Below are 18,371 nucleotides of genomic sequence, written 5' to 3' on the forward strand. Positions count from 1 at the left end.
AGCCGCGGCGCTCATCATCTCCGCACGAACCCGTGCTCGGTCAGCGCGATCTGGCGCAGATCGACGCCCATTTCGCTGCGGAAACGCGCCACGGCGGCGTCGCCGATCCGGCGCGCGGTGTTCCGGTCGCCGCGCTTCAGGGCGTCGGTGTAGGCCGCGTGCTGGATCAGGAAGTTCAGCATCAGCACTTCGGCGAACTCCTGCCGCTGGGCCTCGTTGAGGCGAGCGTAGGCGGGGTTGGCGGCAATGATCGGTCGGACCTGCTCACGCACGGCCAGGACCTGCGTGCGATCGCTGTCGCCGCTATTGGCCATCACCCAGTTGAGAATCCAGTAGCCGGCCAGCGCGTCGGCCGTGTCGCCAGGACGCAAGCCGTCGGCGCCAACGACCTGAGCCCAGCTGCGCACGGGGTCGATACGATTCAGCTCCTGGGCGACCAGACGACCGCCCTCGGCGCTGGTCTGTTTGGCCATCCAGTCCGAGAACTGCCTGCGGACCTGCGCGCTGACCTGGGGCGAGGCTCGATAAGTCGTCGACGCCGCGCCCCGGAGCGCGGGTCGCTGCGCGGGCCGGGGTGTCGCCCCCGTATGATCCGGCGAGCGTCTGGCGCGGCTCCCCGGCCCAGGCTCGAAGGACCGGGCGTTTGCTTCCAGGACGGTCTGAAGCGTCTGAGCTTGGAATCGGGGTGTCACCATGTCCAGTGGGAAGGCGTTCATCTGGGCGGGGGCCTTCCCAGGCAGGCTAAGGCCGATGACAACGACGGCGGTAAGAAGACGGAGCTCCATGGACCCTTCCTCGATAATTTGAACGCAAAGCGCGTCGGTCGGCCAGCGATTCTGGCGTTGATGCGCGCTTTCCATCCCCGCGGAGCTCAGGGTCTCCGGATGAACCCTTTGTCGGTCAGCGCGATCTGGCGCAGATCGATGCCCATTTCGTTGCGGAAGCGCGCGACCGCTGCGTCGGAAAGCCGGCGGCTCAGGTCCTTGTCGCCCCGGGACGCGGCGTCGGAGAACGCCGAGCCCTGGGCCACGAGGTTGAGCATGAACACCTCCGCCATCTCCTGCTTGCCGGCGTCGTCGAGCTGGGGGAACCGAGGATTGGACCCAAGGGCCCGATAGACTTGGCCGCGGACGGCCTGGACCTGGATGCGGTTGGTGAAGGCGACATTGTTGGCGATCTGCCAGTTTTGCACCCAATAGGCGGCCATCGCGTCGGCCACGTCGCCGCGACGCAACCCGTCGGCCGAGACGTGCTTTTCCCAGAGGCCCAGCAGGTCCTGCTGCTGGACGGTCTGGCGCAGGCGGTCGGCGTTGGCCGGGTCGGTCTTGGCGAGGAAATCGGCGAACTGCCCGCGCACCCGGTTCGAGACCGTCTGCGAGGGGCGATAGCGAGTATCGACGGATGCGGCGGGGCGCGAGATCGCGCTGGGGTCGGCGCGGCGATGGCCGCTCCCGCCGCCCTGCACGGTCGAGCCCAGCACGTTGTTCATCTGGCCGACCGCCATCATCGACGCGCCGAAATCCATGTACTGGCCGGCGACGCCGGAGAAGTCCTGGGCCGCGGCCGGGAGGCCGAAGGCCAGCACCGCGACGCCCAGCAACGGGACCAGACGACGCTTCATTTGGCCCTCTTCGTTTTCGCCACGCGGTTTCCTCCAGTGGATAACATCCTAGCGTCTGACCATGCCGCGGTCGGTCAACTGCAGCCGGCGCAGATCCACGCCCATTTCGTTGCGGAACCGGGTCACCGCCGCATCGGAAAGCTTTCGCAACACCTCCTGATCGCCCCGCTTCATCGCCTCGGCATAGGCCGCGTGCTGGATCAGGAAGTTGAGGATCAGGATCTCGGCGAACTCCTGGCGCTGGGCCTCGTCGAGGCGCGCGTAGGCGGGATTGTTGGCGATGGTCGGCCGAACCTGATCGCGCACGGCCAGGACCTGCGTGCGGTTGCTGTCGCCGTCGTTGGCCATGACCCAGTTGAGCACCCAGTAGCCGGCCAAGGCGTCGGCGGCATCGCCGGGACGAAGGCCGTCGCTGGCCACCAGCTGGGCCCAGTTGTTCACTGGGTCGGTGCGCTCCAGCAGCGCGTCCACGCTGCGGCCGCCCTCGGCATTGCTCTGCGTGGCCATCCAGTCGGCGAACTGCTTGCGGACGCGCGCGCTGACCTGCGGCGAGGCGGTGTAGCGGGTCGAGACTGACGACACCGAGGGCGTGGCGGCCGACCGGTTGGCCAGTGTCGCGCCCCTGGCTTGGCCGGTCGTGCGCGGAGAGTCGAGCAGACCCAGATTCCGGTTGCGAAGGTCGTCCATCAGCATCCGGTTGGTCTCGGATTGCGTCAAGCCCGAGAACGGGGCCGGAAAGTCTTGCGCGAAGGCGGACGATGTCAGGGCGAGCGCCATCGCGAAGGTTACAGCCTTGAGCATCAAACCCATGGTTTCTCTCGATGTTCGCTCGCAGCCGCCATTACGAACGTTTTCGCCTTGGGCGCTATCGATCCCCGGCTCCGCCAAGATCGCCGGAGACTTCTTCGCGATCGGGCCGAACCGAAACGTTGCTGGCGTGGGCCGCGGCCTCGCGCTCGACGGCCCCATAGGACGACAGAGTGGCGTCGAGATGTCCCTGGGCGCGGAGCCGGTCCAGCCCCTGCACCTGCCAGGCCGTGCCCATCTCCTCGGCGCGATGCTCCGAGGGCGTCTCGACAGCGGCGTCAGCGACCTCTGCGACCGTTCCGGTCGCGCCCGCGACGACCCCTCCTAACAGTCCGCCAAGCCCCTTGCCCTGAAGTTCGCGTTCGAGCGCGCCGCGCGCGGCCGGCGGCAGGCTGGATAGGGCGTTGCGGAGCGTGGGCGGATCGACCTCGGCGAACGCGCCGGCCTCGACCTGACCAGTGCGTTCGAAATCACGGATGGCCCGATCGAGCGGATCGACGCCGGTCTCTTGCGGCGGCGCACGGGTCGCGGATGCGGCGTTGACGATCATCACGTCCTCCTGGGAACCGTCGGCTTCAGCCTTTGATCATGCCTTGGTCGGTCAATCGCAGCTGGCGCAGGTCTACGCCCATCTCATTGCGGAACCGCGCCACCGCCGCGTCCGCCAGCTTGCGCAGGGTGGGTTGGTCGCCGCGCTTCATCGCATCGACATAGGCCGCATGCTGGATCAGGAAGTTCAGCATCAGGATCTCGGCGAACTCTTGCCGATGGGGTTCGTCCAAGCGGCTGTAGGCGGGGTTGTTGGCGATGATCGGTCGAACCTGGTCGCGCACGGCGAGGGTCTGGGCGCGGGTGTTGTCGCCGCCATTGGCGATCATCCAGTTGAGCACCCAATAGCCCGCCAGGGCGTCAGCCGTGTCGCCGGCGCGCAGGCCGTCGGACGCGACGAGCTGCGACCAGTTGCGTACGGGATTGGTGCGCTGCATGGCGGCGGCCACCTGTCGGCCGGCGTCCGGCCCGGCCTGCTTGGCCATCCAATCGGAGAACTGCTTCTGGACACGCGCGGCGACCTGCGGATCGGCCCTGTAGGTCGTGACCCCCGAGCCCCGCGGCCGAAGGCCCAACGCTCCGCGGGCGTCCGTCGCGTAGCCCGATCCACGAGCCGGCGCGGACTGTGACTGCACGCTCATCGAGATGACGTTGTTCATCGCTGAGGTCTGAAGGCCGCCAGCCCCGATCGTCGTGCCCATATAACCCAGATCGGGAAAGCCTTGGGCCCGCGCGGCCATGCCGCTTCCCAGAACCAGGGCCAGGGTCAGGCCCGCAAGGCTCGCGATCAGCTTCATTCAACCACTCCGATCTTACATCCTAAGATGGAAACACCGTTCTGTGACGACAAATAGGCGGGGAGCATACGCCCCCCGCCCGAATGCCGGTTCCTGACCGCCTAGCCTTTGCGAGCCAGCTGGGCCGAGGCTTCGCCGATCGCCTTGATAGCGTTGTTCAGCGAGTTGCTGACCATGCTGATCTCTTGACCCAGGGCTTGAACCTCGGCCGACAGTTGGCCGTACTTCTCGCCCTTGGCCGAGCCCATCTGCTGCGTTTTGTCGGCCATCTGGCCCATTTTCGAGTCGATGACCTTGCCCATGGCCTTGGCGATGGCCACCAGCAGGCTGTCGCCGCCACGGCCGCCACGGCCCACGCCGGCTTCATCGCCGCTCGAAGAGTCGTCGCGGCTGCGATTGGCCGCTTCGTTGGCCTGGGCGATGAGATCCTGGACCTGGCCTTGAGCGGTGCGCTCGATCTGACCAGCTTCGAAGGCGCCGCCGCCGATGGCGGACGACAGGCCTTGCGAAGCTTCGCTCAGGTTCTGAACCGCGCCGCCGGGGTCGCCCGCCGCGCCATGGAAGGCGGCCTGGGCCAAGTCGATGGCGCCCTGCGGCAGGCCGAGTTGCTGCCCCAGTTGCTGGAGGACTTGATCGCCGACCGCCATCATGACGCTCTTCAGAGCCGTCGTGACCAGCAGCGAGGCTCCGCCGGTGGCGACGCCCAAAGCGCCCTGCAGGGCCAGGCTCGCGATGCCGCTGAACAGGTTACCGCCGCCGCCAATTCCCAGGAAAGACATGTCGACACTCCTATGTTCCGGTTTGCTCGGGAGGGCTTAAGGAGCGTCGCTCCGTCGCCCGGCAGGGTCAGAGAACCATCTTGTTTTCACGCTCAGAAGTTGGGGCGTTCCCTAGCTAGGGTTTTCCCTATGAGCCGGCGCATGGCCATCGAGGGCTGGGCCGCACGCCGGCGGGCCTGTTCGGCGGCGCTGGCCTCGGCGGCCAGTTCCTCGGCCGTGCGGGTCCGGCGGTCCAGGACGGTGATCTGGCCGGCGGTGACGCCGAGCAGGAACACCTCGTCGCGATAGGCCACCAGGGTCAGGCGCTCGCGCTGGCCCACCGGCAGGGCGCGCAGATAGCGGATCTGGTCGTCGCTGGGCGCGCCGGTCTGAAAGCGCTTGAGCAGCTTGAGGGAGAAGAACGCCAGCCCCAGCACGATGGCCAGGGCGAAGGCGACGGTCAGCAGTTCGAGCAGGGCGCCGGCGACGTTCATGAGGGCTCCTGATCGGGTCGCAAGCCGCCTTCCGGTGGCGGCGGAAAGGTCGGCCCGGACTCGGCGCCGTCTTGATCGGCAGGCAGCTCGGCGGGAGAAGGCTCGTTGCTCGCCGCATCCTCTCGCAGGCGGCGGGCCCAGAGGATGACCTCGGCCACCGCCGCGAACAGGTCCTGCGGGATGATGTCGTCGACCGCCACCTTGTCGCGCAGGGCCCGCGCCAGTTCGACATTGCGGATGATCGGCACGCCCTGCGCCTCGGCCGCCTCGCGCATGGCCTGGGCGATCAGCCCCTCGCCCTTGCCGAGCAGCACGGGAACGGCGTGTTCGGCGGGGTCATAGGCCAGGGCGCAGGCGATGTGAGTGGGATTGACCACCAGCACCGAGGCGTCGCGCGCCGCCTGGACCGCGTTCTGCTGCGCCCACTCCTGGTGCAGCTGGCGGCGATGGGCCTTCACGTGCGGATCGCCCTCGGAATCCTTCATCTCCTGGCGGATGTCGCGCCGGCTCATCCGCATCTTCTTGGTGAAGGAGAACTTCTGGTAGGCGTAGTCGAGCATCGACACGAACAGGAACACCCCGACGGTGCCGGCCAGCAGCTGGAACGTCAGCCCGCCATAGGCCGCCAGGGCGCCGTCGGCCTCGCCGGTCGGCACGGCCATCAGCTTGTCGAAGGCCGCGGCCGCCACGATCCAGGTCAGCACGACCAGCAGCACGGTCTTGGCCAGCGACTTGACGACCTCGAACAGGTTGTCGGTGTTGAACATCCGCTTGAGCCCCTCGCCGGGGTTCATGTGCGACATCTTCGGGGTCATCTTCTCGAGGGTGAAGACCGGTCCGACCTGGGCGAATTCGGCCAGCATGCCGACGATCGCGGCCGGAATCAGAAGCGTCGCAGTGATGGTCACCAGCGCCCGGCCCGCCGCTGCGCCGGCGATCGGCCAGGCCTGGGCGAACGGCCGGTCGATGACCGCGAAGATCTCGTCGAACAGCCCGCCCAGACGATCGAGGGTGACGCCGGCGACCATCAGCCCCAGCAGGACCCAGGCGCTCAGAACCACGGTGGAGGTGACATCCTTGCTCTTGGGGACGTCGCCCTTCTTTCGCGCGTCGGAGAGGCGTTTCGGCGTCGGCTTTTCGGTCTTGTCGCCGCCGTCGTTCTTCTCAGCCATAGCGTGTGCCCGCGAAGAACCCGGTTTCTCGACCGCGACCCAACCTGTGGAGGTAGCGAATTCACCCTTAAATAGGGCGGAAAGATGACAAGCTTAACCTCAGAGCGTCACAAGCTTAACCTTAGAAAGGCTCGCCTATAAGTCAGTATACAGAAATGAAAAATTGTCACGATTGCGCAGTTGACAGGATATCTAAGCCAAAGTTAACGTTTAATGGGTCGGGAAACACAAAAGGGGCGCTAGATAGAGGGACGGATGTATGCGCAAGTTCTGCGTATGGCAGACTATCGCCTGTACAATATTGTTTTATCCTCACCTAGCGCATGCTTATGAATGCGAGACCGAAGGCGGACTGAAATTCAGCTCATCGAGCCAGCTCAACGAGAAGTTTTCTTTATCGCTCGCCCATTGCACCGCGGAAACTCAACCGGCGGCGGCATCCGAACAGCTCCAGCTCTATGACGCGCCGGCCGCGGTCACCACGGTGATCTCGGCGGGCAGGCTGCTTCCCCCGCCGCTGGTGGTCGCCTCGCGCGGTCTGGGGACCACGCCCTACGCCGCCCAGACCGCCGCCGCCGCGCGCGACTACGACATCGATCCCGACCTGCTGCGCGCGGTGATGCACGTGGAATCGCGCGGCGACGCCGCCGCCGTTTCGCCCAAGGGCGCGCGCGGGCTGATGCAGATCATGCCGGCCACCGCCCGCCGCTTCGGCGTCCGCGAGCCGCTGGTCGAGCTGAACGATCCTCGGACCAACATCCGCACCGGCGCGGCCTATCTGAAGACCCTGCAGGGGCGCTTCGGCAACGATCTGGAACTGGTGCTGGCCGCCTACAACGCCGGCGAAGGCGCGGTCATCAAGTACGGCCTGAAGACCCCGCCCTACCGCGAAACCCAGAACTACGTGACCAGCGTCCTGGGCCGGTACCGGACCCTCGTTTCCGCCCGCGGCGGTCAGTAGGCGAGGCGACGGGGGCCAACCATGAGCGTCGAAACCTACCTCAAGCGCCTGCAGCGCCGCCCCTCGCAGGGCCTGGTGGCCCGGTTCAGCGACCTGTTCCTGGTCGCCGGCGTGGTGGCCATCGTCGGGCTGATGATCCTGCCCCTGCCGCCCCTGGCGCTCGACTCCCTGGTGGCGGTCAACATCTGCTTCGGCGTCATGCTGCTGCTGGTGGCGATCTACATCTCGACCATCGTCGAGTTCTCGGTGTTCCCCAGCCTGCTGCTGATCACCACCCTTTATCGGCTGGCCCTGTCGATCGCCACGACCCGGATGATCCTGATCGAGGGCCACGCCGGGCACATCATCGACACCTTCGGCACGCTGGTGGCCGGCGGCAACCTGGTGGTCGGGCTGGTGGTGTTCCTGATCATCACCGTCGTGCAGTTCATCGTCATCGCCAAGGGCGCCGAGCGGGTCGCCGAGGTGGCCGCGCGGTTCAGCCTCGACGCCATGCCGGGCAAGCAGCTGTCGATCGACAGCGACCTGCGCTCGGGCATGATCGACAAGGATGAGGCCAAGCGCCGCCGGCGGGTGCTGGAGATGGAGAGCAAGCTCCACGGCAGCCTCGACGGAGCGATGAAGTTCGTGAAGGGCGACGCTATCGCCTCGATCATCATCGTGGTCATCAATCTGCTGGGCGGCCTGGCCATCGGCATGATCCAGCAGGGGCTGGAGTTCGGCGCGGCGATCCACAAGTACTCGATCCTGACCATCGGCGACGGCATGGTCACCCAGATCCCGGCCCTGCTGGGCGCCATGGCCGCCGGCCTGATCGTCACCCGCACCACCGACGAGGACAGCGACAGCCACCTGGGCGACGCCGTGCGTCGGCAGTTCGCCGCCAAGCCGCGGGTGTTCCTGGTCTCGGGCGGCATCTGCTGGCTGCTGGCCCTGATCCCCGGCTTCCCGGCGCCGGTGTTCCTGCTGCTGGGCGGGGTGGGCCTGGTCACCGGCGCCCTGCTCGACGTCGAGCTGCGCGGCAAGCTGACCAAGCGCTTCCTTCCGGGCCGCGTCCTGGCCGACGAGACCAAGGCCCCGGCGGTCGTCGCCCAGACGCGGACCCTGGACGCCCAGCCGATCGTCCCCCTGCTGCTGGAGCTGGACGGCGACGGCGTGCGCCGGCACGAGGGCGCGGTCCTGGCCCGGGCCCTGGAGGAGGTGCTCGAAGGCTTCGAGGTCCGACTCGGCGTCGCCCTGCCCCGCGCCTCGTTCCACTATGGCGAGGCGGCCGGTCCCGCGCGCTGGCGGCTGCTGGCCTTCGAAGCCCCGATCGGCGCCGGCGGCCTGGCCGATCCGTCCGACCTGCCCGCCCTGCAGGACGCCGTGCGCCAGGCCCTGCGCCGCAACACCGGCCTGTTCGTCGGCATCCAGGAAGCCAGCACCCTGCTCAATCGCGCCGGCGCCGACTATCCCGAAGTGGTCAAGGAAGCCGCCCGCGCCCTGCCCCTGGCCCGGATCGCCGAGGTCCTGCGCCGCCTGGCGGAGGAAGAGGTGCCGCTGCGGAACCTGCGCGACATCCTTGAGTCGCTGGCGGACGCCGGCCAGCGGGAGAAGGACCCCTTCGCCCTGACGGAATTCGCCCGGGTCGCCCTGCGCCGGCAGATCAGCCACCGCTACGCCCCCGACGGCGCCCTGCGCGCGGTGGTGCTGGAGCCGCCGCTGGAGCAGCACCTGCGCGAGTCCATCCGGACCGCCGGCGGGGCCCCGCAGCTGGCGCTGGATCCGGAGATGTCGCGGCGGATCACCGACGCCGTCCTCGCCAAGGTCGACGAAACCCAGGTTCCGGTGCTGCTGGCCGCGATCGACCTGCGCCGCCACTTGCGCAAGCTCGTCGAACCGGCCCGCTTCGATCTGGGCGTGCTGTCGTTCCACGAGCTGCTGCCCACCCTCAAGCTCGAGATCGCCGGCCGGGTCGCCTTCCCGCGCGACCCGCTGACCCTCGTGCCGACCGAATCCCCGCCCCCCGAACCGACGCCTGCAGCGGCCTGACCCGGAGACGCAATGCGCCTAAGACCCTCCCCTGCCGCGTGCGCCCGCCGCTGGCCCAAGGCCGTCCTGGCGATGGGCTTCAGCGCCGCCCTGCTGACCCTCGCCCCGGCCGCCCAGTCCGGCGAGGTTCCGCTGGGCGCGCACACGGTCGACCTGACCGCGCGCGAGCAGCCGATCAGCCAATTCCTGCAGAACTTCTACAACCAGGTCGGCGTGCCGGTGGTGATCTCGTCGTCGGTGGCGGGCACGATCAACGGTGTGTTCCGCGGCCCGGCCGCCAAGATCGAGGCCGATGTCGCCAAGGCCTTCGACCTGGTCACCTACTACGACGGCGGCGCGGCCTATGTTTACACCGCCGCCCAGCTGTCGAGCCGCAGCTTTCCGCTTTCCGCCTCCGCGGCGCGGCGCGTCGACCGCGCAGCCCGCCAACTGGACCTGCTCGACGGCCGCAACACCCTGCGCGCCACGGGCGACCTGCTGCTGGCCTCGGGCTCGCCGCGCTTCCTGCAGCAGATCGACGAGTTGTCGCGCGGCGGCGCCCGGGCCGAGGCCGCCTCGCCCACCCTGCAGTATCGGGTGTTCTACCTGCGCTACGGCTGGGCCGACGACGTGAACCTGACCGTCGGCTCCAAACAGGTGACCATCCCGGGCGTCGCCTCGATCGTCCGCTCGCTGGTCAGCTCCGATCCCCACGAGCGGTCGGGCGCCAGCGCCCGCAGCGAACTGATCCCCGCCGCCGTGCAGGGCCTGCGCGGCCAGGGCCTGGCGACGCTGGGGACGCCCAATCCCGCCGGTCCGGCCTATGCCGACCCGGGCCCGCTCGGCACGCCGCTGGCCAATGAGCAGACCGACGTCTACTCCCCGCAAAACCCCGTGCGGATCCAGGCCGACTCCCGCCTCAACGCCGTCATCGTCCGCGACGTGGCCGAGCGGATGTCGGCCTATGAGGAGCTGGTCAGGGCCCTCGACGTCGAGCCCCAGCTGCTCGAGATCGAAGCGGCGATCATCGACATCGACACCACCAAGGCCCGCGACCTGGGGGTCAACTGGCGGTTCGACGACGGCAACGGCGGCATCCAGTTCGGCCGCGGCCCGAACGCGCCGGCCGGGCTCGAAGACAGCAACCTGGTGCGCGGCTCCACCTCGCCCAAGTCGGCCGCCGGCCTGGTGGCCTCGACCATCATCGGCAACGGCGACTATTTCGCCGCCCGCCTCAACGCCCTGGAGACCGAAGGCGTGGCCCGCGTGGTGTCGCGGCCGCAGATCGTCACCCTGTCGAACGTCGAGGCGGTGTTCGAAAACACCCGCGACTTCTACGTCCGCCTGGCGGGCGAGCGCGACGTCGACCTGTTCAACGTCAGCAGCGGCACGACCCTGCGCGTCACGCCGCACGTGACCCGCGAGAACAACCAGACCCGCATCCGCATGCTGGTCAGCATCGAGGACGGCGCCCTTACCAACGCCAGCGTCGACAACATCCCGGTCGTCCGGCGCTCGGCCCTCAACACCCAGGCGCTGATCGTCGAAGGCCAGAGCCTGCTGCTGGGCGGCATGACCGTGCAGTCGGACTCCACCGGCTCAAGCCGGATCCCCGTGCTCGGCGGCATTCCCGGGCTGGGGGCTCTGTTCAAGGTGCAGTCGCGCAGCAGCGGCCGGGTCGAGCGGATGTTCCTGATCACCCCGCGCCTGGCCTCGATCGGGACCGCCCGTTCCGCCGCCCAGGCTGGGCTCCGCTACGACGCGCCGGCCTCCGGCTTCGAGAACGCGCCTCTGCCCTCGGCCCCGCCCCTGCCGGTCGATCGCAAGCGGCCGCCGCGCGCCGTCAAGGCCGGTCGCGCCGCCCCGGCGGCGCGACCTGCCGCTCCCCCGCCGCCGACCACCGGCACGATGCAACCCATCCCAAACCCGAGTTAGGCGCCATGTTCGACACAGCCCTCGAAACATCCTCGGAAACCCTGGTCCTCAAGGTCCTGGCCGGCCGCGTCCGCGGGGCCTCGGCGCCCCTGACCGCCGATCAGGCCCTCGAGATCGGTCACGGCTTCGACGCCGACATCGTGCTGCGCGATCCCAGCGCCAAGGGCGTCCGCCTGCGCGTGACCGCCCGCGAGGAGTCCGCCGACATCGAGGTCCTCGAAGGCGCGGTCGAGATGCTGGGCCACGTCCTGACCGCGCCGGCCCGGGCCATCCTGCCCTGCTATGTGCCGCTGCTGGTCGGCGACAACGCCGTGGCGCTGGGACTGGAGCGCAGCCCCCGCTGGAGCGAAGCCGAACGCCTGCTGACCACCGCCCCGCCGAGCGCCGCCGCGCCCCCGGCCGAGGCCGAGCACGACTACGGCCAGACGCTCGCCCGCCGCCTGTTCGACCGCGGGCTCGCCCTGGCGCGCGGCACGCCGCATCTGCTGCCCAGCCTGGTGTTCGGGTCGGCCCTGGCCTGCGTGACCTACGCCGCCGCCAACGCGCCGATCTGGGACCGCCACCACGCCAACGCCGGCCAGATCCATGCGCTGCTGCGCGAGACCGGCTACGGCGCCCTGGCGGTCAAGTCCGCCGAGGGCGACAAGCTGGTGATCGCCGGGGTGCTGAACCGCGAGGCCGACAAGGACCGCCTGCGCCAGATCGTCGACACCCGGAACGTGCCGGCCCGGATCGAGGTCCAGACCAGCGAGTCCCTGGCCCGCAACGTCGAGGACGTCTTCATGGCCAACGGCCTGGCCGCCACGGCTCGGCCGGCCGGCTTGGCCCGGGTCCGCGTCCAGGTGACCGGTCCGGCCGAACAGGTTGCCAAGATTGAGAAGGTCGCGCTCAGCGACGTCAAGGGCCTGCGCGACCTCGAAGTCGAGCGGACCGAGGGCGGCGGCGACCGGTTCGGCAAGGTCTTCGACCAGGGCCCCGGCAAGCAGGTGGTGTCCGTGGTCGGCGGCGAGGCCGGCTATGTCGCGACCGCCGACGGGGCCCGCTACTTCGCCGGCTCTATGCTGCCGACCGGCGACCGCATCGTCGGCGTCGAGAGCCAGGCGGTGCTGGTCGAGAAGAACGGCGCCACCACCAAGCTGATGTTCTGAACCTCAAACCCCCAAGCAGGAGAAAGACGATGGCCGACGAAATCCAGGGCTTTGGCAACCTGTCCCTAGCCGCCAGCCTCCAGGGCTCGAACAACAAGAACCGTCCCGGCACCTGGTTCGAGGCCATGGCCCACGCCTGGGGCCAGACCCTCGACGCCCAGGCCGTGAAGATCACCGAACTGGCCGACCAGATCGGCCCCGGCGGCGAGGACAAGCCCTCGGTGATGGCCATGCTGACCGCCGAAAGCCTGCGCCTGAACTTCATGTCCAATTCCGAATCCACCTCGGTCGACAGCGTCGGCCGCGCCCTCGAAACCATGGCCCGCAAGAACTAGCGGTCCTCACCCGAAAGCGACGTCATGTCCTTCGACCCCGTCTCGGCGGCCGCCCTGGCCGCCCCGTCAGAAATCCAGGTCAGCCAGGTCGGCTACGGCGCCTCCCTGACCGAAGCGGTGCAGTTCCAGAACGCGCTGCACGCCGCCGGCGCCTCGGCCTCGGCCGGCGTCGGCGGTCCGGAAGCCCTGGCCCCGGCCATGAAGGGCGTCTTCAACCAGCTGGAGTTCGTCAACGGCCAAGCCTCCAGCTTGGCCGCCCACGCCAAGGCCGCCGAGGCCAAGGGCGCGGCGATCACCCCCGGCGAGATGATCGGCCTGACAGTCCAGTGCCACGAGTTCATGTTCAACTGCCAGCTGACCTCGAACATCGCCAACCGCACGTCCGACGGGCTGCAGCAGCTGTTCCGGCAGCAGGCCTAGGGGGCGGGCCATGCGCAGGATCCTCCTGGCGACCCTGGCCGCCACCGCGCTGCTCCTGTCGGCCTGCGCCGAGAAGGAGCTCTATGGCGACCTCAGCGAGCGCGAGGCCAACGAGATGGTCGCCGTGCTCCAGAACGCCGGCGTCACCGCCGCCAAGAGCAGCAAGGACGGCAAGGTCTGGACGCTGAAGACCCGTCCCGACCAGTTCGCCTCGGCCGTCGCCACGCTACACGACCAGGGCTATCCGCGCGACAAGTTCGAGAGCCTGGGCGACGTCTTCAAGAAGGAAGGCTTCGTCTCCTCGCCGATGGAGCAGCGGGCGCGGCTGATGTACGGCCTCAGTCAGGAGCTCAGCCAGACCATCTCGTCGATCGACGGCGTGGTCCAGGCCCGGGTGCACATCGCCGTGCCCGAGGCCGACCCCCTGGCCGAGACCCAGAAGCCGTCCTCGGCCTCGGTGTTCATCCGCCACAATCCCGATGTCGACCTGTCCGACCAGGTGGGTTCGATCAAGGCGCTGGTCACCAACTCCATCGAGGGCCTGCCCTATGACAAGGTGACGGTGGTGATGTTTCCGGCCCGGCCGGTCATGACCCAGGCCGCGCCGTCGGCCGTGAAATCGATGACCGCGCCGGCGGTCGCCGTGGTCCTGGCGCTCGGCGGGGTGGGCGCCTACCTGCTGAGCCGCCGGACCCGGAAAAAGCCGCGGCCTCGCCTGCGGGCGGTCGAGCCGGAAAGGCCGGCCGCATGAGCGCCGCCGCCCGAGCCGGGATCGTCGCCAAGGCGCGGCTGCTCGACGCGCCGGCCGCCCCGCTGGGCCCGCGGGCGCGCCGGCTGTGGCGTCGCCTTGGCGGTCGCACGCTGGTGGCGCCTCTGAGCTTCGACGACGTCGCCGCCCTGCCCGACTGGGCCTCTTGGCCGCGCGAGCGCCAGGAAACCTTCTTGTTCCTGGCGGCCGCCACCGCCTGCGCGCCCATCCTGCGTCGGACCATCGACGGCAAGATCCTGGCTCGTGTGGCCGGAAAGGTCGGCGAGGGAGCGCTCGACGCGGTGCTCTCGGCGCCGCCGGGCCTGATTCCCGACGCGCCCTGCGAAGCCGCCCTGGCCAGCGACGAGGGCCTGCGGGCCCTGGGGGCGGCGGTGCTGCTGGCGGACGTCGTCGATCGGCCGGCCCTCGCCGGCCGCCTGGCCCGGCTGCTGGACGTCGAGCCCTGGCCGCTGCCGCCCGACATCGGCCGGATCGCCCTGCACGCGGCGCGCGGCGGCCTGATGGCGCTCGAGGCCGGCGCGACGGAGGTCGCCCGATGAGCTACCTGCTGCTCGCCGCTGCGCCGTCCGCCGTGCTGCTGACCGACGATCCGATCGTCCGGCGCGAGGACGTCGCCCACCTCGACGCGGCGGTCGAGGTGGTGGCCAGCCTCGACGCCCATCGCCGGACGGCGCGCGAAGTCGCCGTCGCCGAGGGCTTCGCGGAAGGGCATGCCGAGGGAACCGCCAGGGCCGCGCGCGAGGTCGCCCAGACCCTGGCCGAGGTCCATGCCGCCCTGCAGGGGGAACGCGCCCGCCTGCGGGCCGCCGCCGCCGCCCTGGCGCTGGACATCGTCCGCCGCATCGCCGCCGGCCTCGCCGCCGACGAGGTCCTCGCCGCCCTGGCCGAGCAGGCCGCCCGCGACCTGCTGCCTGAGGAGCCGATCGGCGTCCGCGTGGTCCCCGAGGCCGTCGGAGCCGTCCGCCGCCGCCTGTGGCCGCTCGGCGCGCGGATCGAGGTGCAGGGCGATCCGGATCTGACGGCCGAGGACTGCGTGCTCGACACCCCTTCGGGCCGCACCCACGCCGGGCTGGAGGTCCAGCTCAGGGCGCTGGAAACGGTGTTCGCCGCCCGCGACGAGGCGGCCGCATGACCGCCCCGACCGCCAACGCCGCCCTGCGCGACGCCTTGCGCCACGCTCGGACCGTCGAAAGGCGCGGACGTGTGGTGCAGGCGTTCGGCACCACCATCCGGGCCACCGGCCTGGACGCCCGCATCGGCCAGGAGTGCGAGATCGTCGACCGCGCCAGCGGCGGCCGCCTGAAGGCCCAGGTGGTCGGCTTCCAGGACGGCGCCGCCATTCTGACGCCGCTGACCCGGCTGGAGGGCCTGTCGATCGACGCCGAGGTGCTCGCCGGGCCGCGCCGCAGCGAGATCGGCGTCGGCGACGGCCTGCTGGGCCGGGTACTCGACGCCCATGGCGAGCCTCTGGACGGCCTGGGTCCGATCGCCGGTCCGCTGCGGCCGCAGGCGGTCTATGGCGAGGCGCCCAATCCGCTGGAACGCTCGCCGATCGAGCGCGTGTTCGCCACCGGCGTGCGCAGCATCGACACCTTGCTGACCACCGGCGAGGGTCAGCGGGTAGGCGTGTTCGCCATGGCCGGCGGCGGCAAGTCGACCCTGCTGGGCATGTTCGCCCGCCATGCCCAGGCCGACGTCAATGTCATCGCCCTGATCGGCGAGCGCGGCCGCGAGGTGCGCGAGTTCCTCGACGACTGCCTGGGACCCGAGGGCCTGGCGCGCTCGGTGGTGGTGGTCTCGACCTCGGACCGTCCGGCCATGGAGCGGGTGCGCGCCGCCCATGTCGCCACCGCCATCGCGGAAGGCTTCCGGGCCCGGGGCCTGAAGGTGATGCTGCAGATGGACAGCGTCACCCGCTTCGCCCGCGCCCTGCGCGAGATCGGCCTGTCGGTCGGCGAGCCGGCGGTGCGCCGGGGCTTTCCGCCGTCGGTGTTCGCCGAGCTGCCGCGCCTGTTCGAGCGAGCCGGCGCGGCCTATGGCGGCGCGATCACCGCCTTCTACACCGTGCTGGTCGAGGACGAGGACGGCGGCGATCCGGTCGGCGAGGAAGTCCGCTCGATCCTCGACGGCCACATCTACCTGTCGCGCAAGCTCGGCCAGGCCGGCCACTATCCGGCGGTCGACATCGCCGCCAGCCTCAGCCGGGTATTCCCGCGCGTGACCTCCCCGGAACACCAGGCCCAGGCGGCCAGGGTGCGCGGTTGGATGGCCAAGTACGCCGATATCGAGTTCCTGCTGCAGATCGGCGAGTACAAGGCCGGCGGCGATCCGCTCGCGGACGTCGCCATCGCCAAGCGGACGGCGATCGACCTGCTGCTGCGCCAGGCGCCCCACGAGCGCATCGCTGGCGCCGACGCCCTGGCGACCCTGGCGGAGACGGCCGCATGAACCCGCGCCGCCAGATCGACATCCTCACGCCCGTCGTGCGCCTGCGCGAGCGGCGGCTGGAGGTCGCGCGCCAGCAGGTGGTCGCCACGCGACAGGTCCTGGCCGCCGCCGAAGACGCCCTGGCGGCCCGCGAACGCGCCATCGCCGCCCATGACGCGGCCCTGGCCCGCCTCGACGCCTGGTTCGCCGAGGGGCTGACAGGATCGGCCGCCCTGGTCGAAGGCGCCCTGGCCCGGCGCGACGCCGTCATCAGCCGCCGCGATCAGGACCTGGCGGCGCGCGACGACGATCGGGAGGCGGTCCAGCAAGCTCGCGAAGACCTAGACCTCGCCTTGCAAGCCCTGGTCCGCGCCCAGGGACGGTTCGAGGCGATGAGCGGCCAGAAGGATCGCCTCCGCCTGGCCTGGCTCGCCGCCCGCGACGAACGCCAGCAGCAGGACCTCGAGGACGCCGGCGGACCCAGGTCCGTCCCCGCCAGGAGCGTTGCCCCATGACCGCCGCCCGCGATGTTTCCAGCGCCGAACGGGCCCACCTGCCCCAACACCTCCCAACCGCCGAACCGTCGACGCCCTGGCGCGGCGCGGAATTCGCCGCCGCGCTGCAGCGCGCCGCCGCCGAACATCGCGAGCCCCTGGCGCGCCAGCCCGCCCGGCCCGAGCATGACGACGACGACAAGACCGAGGACGGAGCCGACCTCGCCGCCCTGCTCGGCCCGCCGCGCGACCTCCCCGGCGCGAACGACGCCCCGTCGTCCGAGACGACGCCGGAGGGCGTCGGCGTCGCTGCGACCGCCCACGGCGCGACCGCTCCCGTCGTCGTTCAGCTTCCGGCCAGCGCCGGCGGCGCGGAAATCGAAGCCTTCGCCGCCGCCATGGAAAAGGCCTGGCTGGCTGCGGGCGGCGACAAGACCAGGGGCCTGGCCATGGGCCTTGCCGACCGCGGTTCGCCGCTGACCGGACTGGGCCTGGCGCGCGGGGCCGACGGCTCGCTGTCGCTCACCCTGGCCGCGCACCCCCACGCGACGCCGGAGGTGACCAAGGCCTTGGAGGCGCTGCGCAAGCGGCTGGAGGTGCGAGGCCTGGCGCTCGCGGATCTGCAGGTCGAGGCGGACGACGGCGACTTCGAGCGCCTGATTCCGAAGGTCCGCTGATGGCCGTCGCGCGATCAGAGCCGCGGGGCGCCCCAGCGCGTGGCGCTACGGTCGGCCTCGGCCGCCCGCGCCACCGCGCGAGCGATCTCGGCGGGCGGATCGCCGGCCGCCCACCGGTCGGCCAGGGTCTCGACCAGGCGCCGGGTCTGGGCGTTGTGCAGGCCTTCGGTCGGATCGCCGACATCGGCCCGCAGCTTGTCGACATAGAGCGCCGCCGCCCGGGGCGAGGCCGCGATCAGGTCGATCAAATAGGTGGCGGCGGTTTCGAACGCTTCGCTGCTCAGGGCCGTATCGCCGACGTCGCGCGCCAGCCAGACGCAGAGGAATTCCAGCGGCCCGACATTGCGGCTGTTGGTGCGCAGGGGACCGTCGAGCCCAAGGCCCGCAAAGCCGCCCGCGCCCCAGGCCGGCAGGCGCGTGGAGGGCAGCCGGGCGGTCATCAGGGCCTGGGCCAGGGCGTCGGCGACCAGCACCTTGACCTCGCGGTCGCCGAAATGGTCGACCGCGGCCAGCAACTTGGCGAAGCCGGGATAGAGCGCCTGCCCCAGGTCCAGGCAGACGCGTTCGAGCACGTCGACCCGGCCATCGAGGGTGACCTGGGCCTGCAGGCCCTCGACCAGGGCCTGAGCCGCGCCGAACCAGTCGGGCTCGGCCTTCAGCGTGCGTTCGGCCACGACCGCGGGACGCCCGTCTCAGCCGAAGCCGTTGTCGCCGAAGTCCGTCAGGCGATCGCAGACCGCCCGGGCCGTGCCGTCCAGGTCGCGGTGGACGCCGGTTGCGAGGCTGAGCGCCCCGTCCTGGCGGGAAAAGGCCGAGAAATCGCCGAAGGCCTCGCCCCGCCCGGCGGCGTCGGCGCGGGGGGCGCTGTCCAGGCCCCGGGCCCAGACGCCCGAGACAGCGTTGGCGTCGATGCGGATGGTCGACATGACGGTCTCCTTCATCCTCTGAATACGACCGGCGGGGCGCCGGCGCCAGTCGGGTTTTCCCTAGCGCCCGC

The 18,371-nt window shown here is 70.3% G+C and carries 22 protein-coding genes; 12 read left to right on the top strand and 10 right to left on the bottom strand.

Annotated features, from left to right (window positions below):
• Nucleotides 1-14 precede the first annotated feature (14 nt).
• From ACIPQB_RS00155 to sctU, 8 genes are all read right to left on the bottom strand, one after another.
• On the bottom strand, nt 15-860 hold the full coding sequence (locus tag ACIPQB_RS00155; protein WP_446483165.1) for a DUF6683 family protein: 846 nt from the start codon (nt 858-860) through the stop codon (nt 15-17).
• A gap of 11 nt (nt 861-871) precedes the next feature.
• On the bottom strand, nt 872-1,621 hold the full coding sequence (locus ACIPQB_RS00160) for a DUF6683 family protein (protein WP_446483166.1): 750 nt from the start codon (nt 1,619-1,621) through the stop codon (nt 872-874).
• 48 nt (nt 1,622-1,669) lie between these two features.
• Nucleotides 1,670-2,431 (bottom strand): DUF6683 family protein, encoded by a 762-nt coding sequence (locus tag ACIPQB_RS00165; RefSeq protein WP_446483167.1) that lies wholly within the window; start codon nt 2,429-2,431, stop codon nt 1,670-1,672.
• Nucleotides 2,432-2,486: 55 nt separating this feature from the next.
• Nucleotides 2,487-2,978, bottom strand: coding sequence for a hypothetical protein (locus ACIPQB_RS00170; protein ID WP_446483168.1), 492 nt, complete (start codon nt 2,976-2,978; stop codon nt 2,487-2,489).
• 25 nt (nt 2,979-3,003) lie between these two features.
• Nucleotides 3,004-3,774, bottom strand: a complete 771-nt coding sequence (locus ACIPQB_RS00175; RefSeq protein ID WP_446483169.1) for a DUF6683 family protein — start codon at nt 3,772-3,774, stop codon at nt 3,004-3,006.
• A gap of 101 nt (nt 3,775-3,875) precedes the next feature.
• A complete protein-coding gene (locus tag ACIPQB_RS00180) occupies nt 3,876-4,553 on the bottom strand; it encodes a hypothetical protein (RefSeq protein ID WP_057185105.1) in 678 nt (225 codons plus the stop codon).
• A 92-nt stretch (nt 4,554-4,645) separates the two neighbouring features.
• Nucleotides 4,646-5,026: a flagellar biosynthetic protein FliO gene (fliO, locus tag ACIPQB_RS00185; RefSeq protein WP_446483170.1), complete on the bottom strand. Its 381-nt coding sequence runs from the start codon at nt 5,024-5,026 to the stop codon at nt 4,646-4,648.
• Entirely contained in the window at nt 5,023-6,198 is a 1,176-nt protein-coding gene (gene sctU / locus ACIPQB_RS00190) for a type III secretion system export apparatus subunit SctU (RefSeq protein WP_446483171.1), read from the bottom strand. Before sctU ends, fliO begins: the two co-directional genes overlap by 4 nt.
• Before the next feature lie 484 nt (nt 6,199-6,682).
• On the opposite strand from sctU, the gene ACIPQB_RS00195 reads away from it, so the two are divergent.
• The 12 genes from ACIPQB_RS00195 to ACIPQB_RS00250 are packed head-to-tail and all read left to right on the top strand — an operon-like array spanning nt 6,683 to nt 17,374.
• Nucleotides 6,683-7,159, top strand: a complete 477-nt coding sequence (locus ACIPQB_RS00195) for a lytic transglycosylase domain-containing protein (RefSeq protein ID WP_446483172.1) — start codon at nt 6,683-6,685, stop codon at nt 7,157-7,159.
• Nucleotides 7,160-7,180: 21 nt separating this feature from the next.
• A complete protein-coding gene (locus ACIPQB_RS00200; protein ID WP_446483173.1) occupies nt 7,181-9,190 on the top strand; it encodes an FHIPEP family type III secretion protein in 2,010 nt (669 codons plus the stop codon).
• A 12-nt stretch (nt 9,191-9,202) separates the two neighbouring features.
• Complete coding sequence (gene sctC / locus ACIPQB_RS00205; protein ID WP_446483174.1) at nt 9,203-11,104, top strand: type III secretion system outer membrane ring subunit SctC; 1,902 nt, start codon at nt 9,203-9,205, stop codon at nt 11,102-11,104.
• A 5-nt stretch (nt 11,105-11,109) separates the two neighbouring features.
• Complete coding sequence (locus ACIPQB_RS00210) at nt 11,110-12,252, top strand: SctD/MshK family protein (RefSeq protein WP_446483175.1); 1,143 nt, start codon at nt 11,110-11,112, stop codon at nt 12,250-12,252.
• A 29-nt stretch (nt 12,253-12,281) separates the two neighbouring features.
• Entirely contained in the window at nt 12,282-12,587 is a 306-nt protein-coding gene (locus tag ACIPQB_RS00215; RefSeq protein ID WP_446483176.1) for a hypothetical protein, read from the top strand.
• A 24-nt stretch (nt 12,588-12,611) separates the two neighbouring features.
• Nucleotides 12,612-13,007 (top strand): hypothetical protein, encoded by a 396-nt coding sequence (locus tag ACIPQB_RS00220; protein ID WP_446483177.1) that lies wholly within the window; start codon nt 12,612-12,614, stop codon nt 13,005-13,007.
• Nucleotides 13,008-13,017: 10 nt separating this feature from the next.
• The gene (gene sctJ / locus ACIPQB_RS00225) at nt 13,018-13,758 is read left to right on the top strand and encodes a type III secretion system inner membrane ring lipoprotein SctJ (RefSeq protein ID WP_446483178.1); all 741 of its coding nucleotides are present in this window, start codon (nt 13,018-13,020) and stop codon (nt 13,756-13,758) included.
• A complete protein-coding gene (locus ACIPQB_RS00230) occupies nt 13,755-14,315 on the top strand; it encodes a hypothetical protein (RefSeq protein WP_446483179.1) in 561 nt (186 codons plus the stop codon). Before sctJ ends, ACIPQB_RS00230 begins: the two co-directional genes overlap by 4 nt.
• On the top strand, nt 14,312-14,908 hold the full coding sequence (locus tag ACIPQB_RS00235; RefSeq protein WP_446483180.1) for a FliH/SctL family protein: 597 nt from the start codon (nt 14,312-14,314) through the stop codon (nt 14,906-14,908). The genes ACIPQB_RS00230 and ACIPQB_RS00235 overlap by 4 nt, the downstream gene beginning before the upstream one ends.
• On the top strand, nt 14,905-16,224 hold the full coding sequence (locus ACIPQB_RS00240) for a FliI/YscN family ATPase (RefSeq protein ID WP_446483181.1): 1,320 nt from the start codon (nt 14,905-14,907) through the stop codon (nt 16,222-16,224). Before ACIPQB_RS00235 ends, ACIPQB_RS00240 begins: the two co-directional genes overlap by 4 nt.
• The gene (locus tag ACIPQB_RS00245; RefSeq protein WP_446483182.1) at nt 16,221-16,718 is read left to right on the top strand and encodes a hypothetical protein; all 498 of its coding nucleotides are present in this window, start codon (nt 16,221-16,223) and stop codon (nt 16,716-16,718) included. Before ACIPQB_RS00240 ends, ACIPQB_RS00245 begins: the two co-directional genes overlap by 4 nt.
• Entirely contained in the window at nt 16,715-17,374 is a 660-nt protein-coding gene (locus ACIPQB_RS00250; protein WP_446483183.1) for a hypothetical protein, read from the top strand. The genes ACIPQB_RS00245 and ACIPQB_RS00250 overlap by 4 nt, the downstream gene beginning before the upstream one ends.
• Nucleotides 17,375-17,388: 14 nt before the next feature.
• Here ACIPQB_RS00250 and ACIPQB_RS00255 read toward each other — a convergent pair whose 3' ends face one another.
• Together ACIPQB_RS00255 and ACIPQB_RS00260 are read right to left on the bottom strand one after the other, a co-directional pair.
• Complete coding sequence (locus ACIPQB_RS00255; protein WP_446483184.1) at nt 17,389-18,048, bottom strand: hypothetical protein; 660 nt, start codon at nt 18,046-18,048, stop codon at nt 17,389-17,391.
• Nucleotides 18,049-18,066: 18 nt separating this feature from the next.
• Nucleotides 18,067-18,300, bottom strand: a complete 234-nt coding sequence (locus ACIPQB_RS00260; RefSeq protein WP_446483185.1) for a hypothetical protein — start codon at nt 18,298-18,300, stop codon at nt 18,067-18,069.
• Between the last annotated feature and the right edge of the window lie 71 nt (nt 18,301-18,371).

Source organism: Caulobacter sp. LARHSG274, assembly GCF_052871235.1.

Bases quoted from the DNA above. Each gene is read 5' to 3' on its own strand.
- ACIPQB_RS00155 (WP_446483165.1), bottom strand. From the start codon at position 860: ATGGAAAGCGCGCATCAACGCCAGAATCGCTGGCCGACCGACGCGCTT.
- ACIPQB_RS00160 (WP_446483166.1), bottom strand. From the start codon at position 1,621: ATGAAGCGTCGTCTGGTCCCGTTGCTGGGCGTCGCGGTGCTGGCCTTC.
- ACIPQB_RS00165 (WP_446483167.1), bottom strand. From the start codon at position 2,431: ATGGGTTTGATGCTCAAGGCTGTAACCTTCGCGATGGCGCTCGCCCTG.
- ACIPQB_RS00170 (WP_446483168.1), bottom strand. From the start codon at position 2,978: ATGATCGTCAACGCCGCATCCGCGACCCGTGCGCCGCCGCAAGAGACC.
- ACIPQB_RS00175 (WP_446483169.1), bottom strand. From the start codon at position 3,774: ATGAAGCTGATCGCGAGCCTTGCGGGCCTGACCCTGGCCCTGGTTCTG.
- ACIPQB_RS00180 (WP_057185105.1), bottom strand. From the start codon at position 4,553: ATGTCTTTCCTGGGAATTGGCGGCGGCGGTAACCTGTTCAGCGGCATC.
- fliO (WP_446483170.1), bottom strand. From the start codon at position 5,026: ATGAACGTCGCCGGCGCCCTGCTCGAACTGCTGACCGTCGCCTTCGCC.
- sctU (WP_446483171.1), bottom strand. From the start codon at position 6,198: ATGGCTGAGAAGAACGACGGCGGCGACAAGACCGAAAAGCCGACGCCG.
- ACIPQB_RS00200 (WP_446483173.1), top strand. From the start codon at position 7,181: ATGAGCGTCGAAACCTACCTCAAGCGCCTGCAGCGCCGCCCCTCGCAG.
- sctC (WP_446483174.1), top strand. From the start codon at position 9,203: ATGCGCCTAAGACCCTCCCCTGCCGCGTGCGCCCGCCGCTGGCCCAAG.
- ACIPQB_RS00210 (WP_446483175.1), top strand. From the start codon at position 11,110: ATGTTCGACACAGCCCTCGAAACATCCTCGGAAACCCTGGTCCTCAAG.
- ACIPQB_RS00215 (WP_446483176.1), top strand. From the start codon at position 12,282: ATGGCCGACGAAATCCAGGGCTTTGGCAACCTGTCCCTAGCCGCCAGC.
- ACIPQB_RS00220 (WP_446483177.1), top strand. From the start codon at position 12,612: ATGTCCTTCGACCCCGTCTCGGCGGCCGCCCTGGCCGCCCCGTCAGAA.
- sctJ (WP_446483178.1), top strand. From the start codon at position 13,018: ATGCGCAGGATCCTCCTGGCGACCCTGGCCGCCACCGCGCTGCTCCTG.
- ACIPQB_RS00230 (WP_446483179.1), top strand. From the start codon at position 13,755: ATGAGCGCCGCCGCCCGAGCCGGGATCGTCGCCAAGGCGCGGCTGCTC.
- ACIPQB_RS00235 (WP_446483180.1), top strand. From the start codon at position 14,312: ATGAGCTACCTGCTGCTCGCCGCTGCGCCGTCCGCCGTGCTGCTGACC.
- ACIPQB_RS00240 (WP_446483181.1), top strand. From the start codon at position 14,905: ATGACCGCCCCGACCGCCAACGCCGCCCTGCGCGACGCCTTGCGCCAC.
- ACIPQB_RS00245 (WP_446483182.1), top strand. From the start codon at position 16,221: ATGAACCCGCGCCGCCAGATCGACATCCTCACGCCCGTCGTGCGCCTG.
- ACIPQB_RS00250 (WP_446483183.1), top strand. From the start codon at position 16,715: ATGACCGCCGCCCGCGATGTTTCCAGCGCCGAACGGGCCCACCTGCCC.
- ACIPQB_RS00260 (WP_446483185.1), bottom strand. From the start codon at position 18,300: ATGTCGACCATCCGCATCGACGCCAACGCTGTCTCGGGCGTCTGGGCC.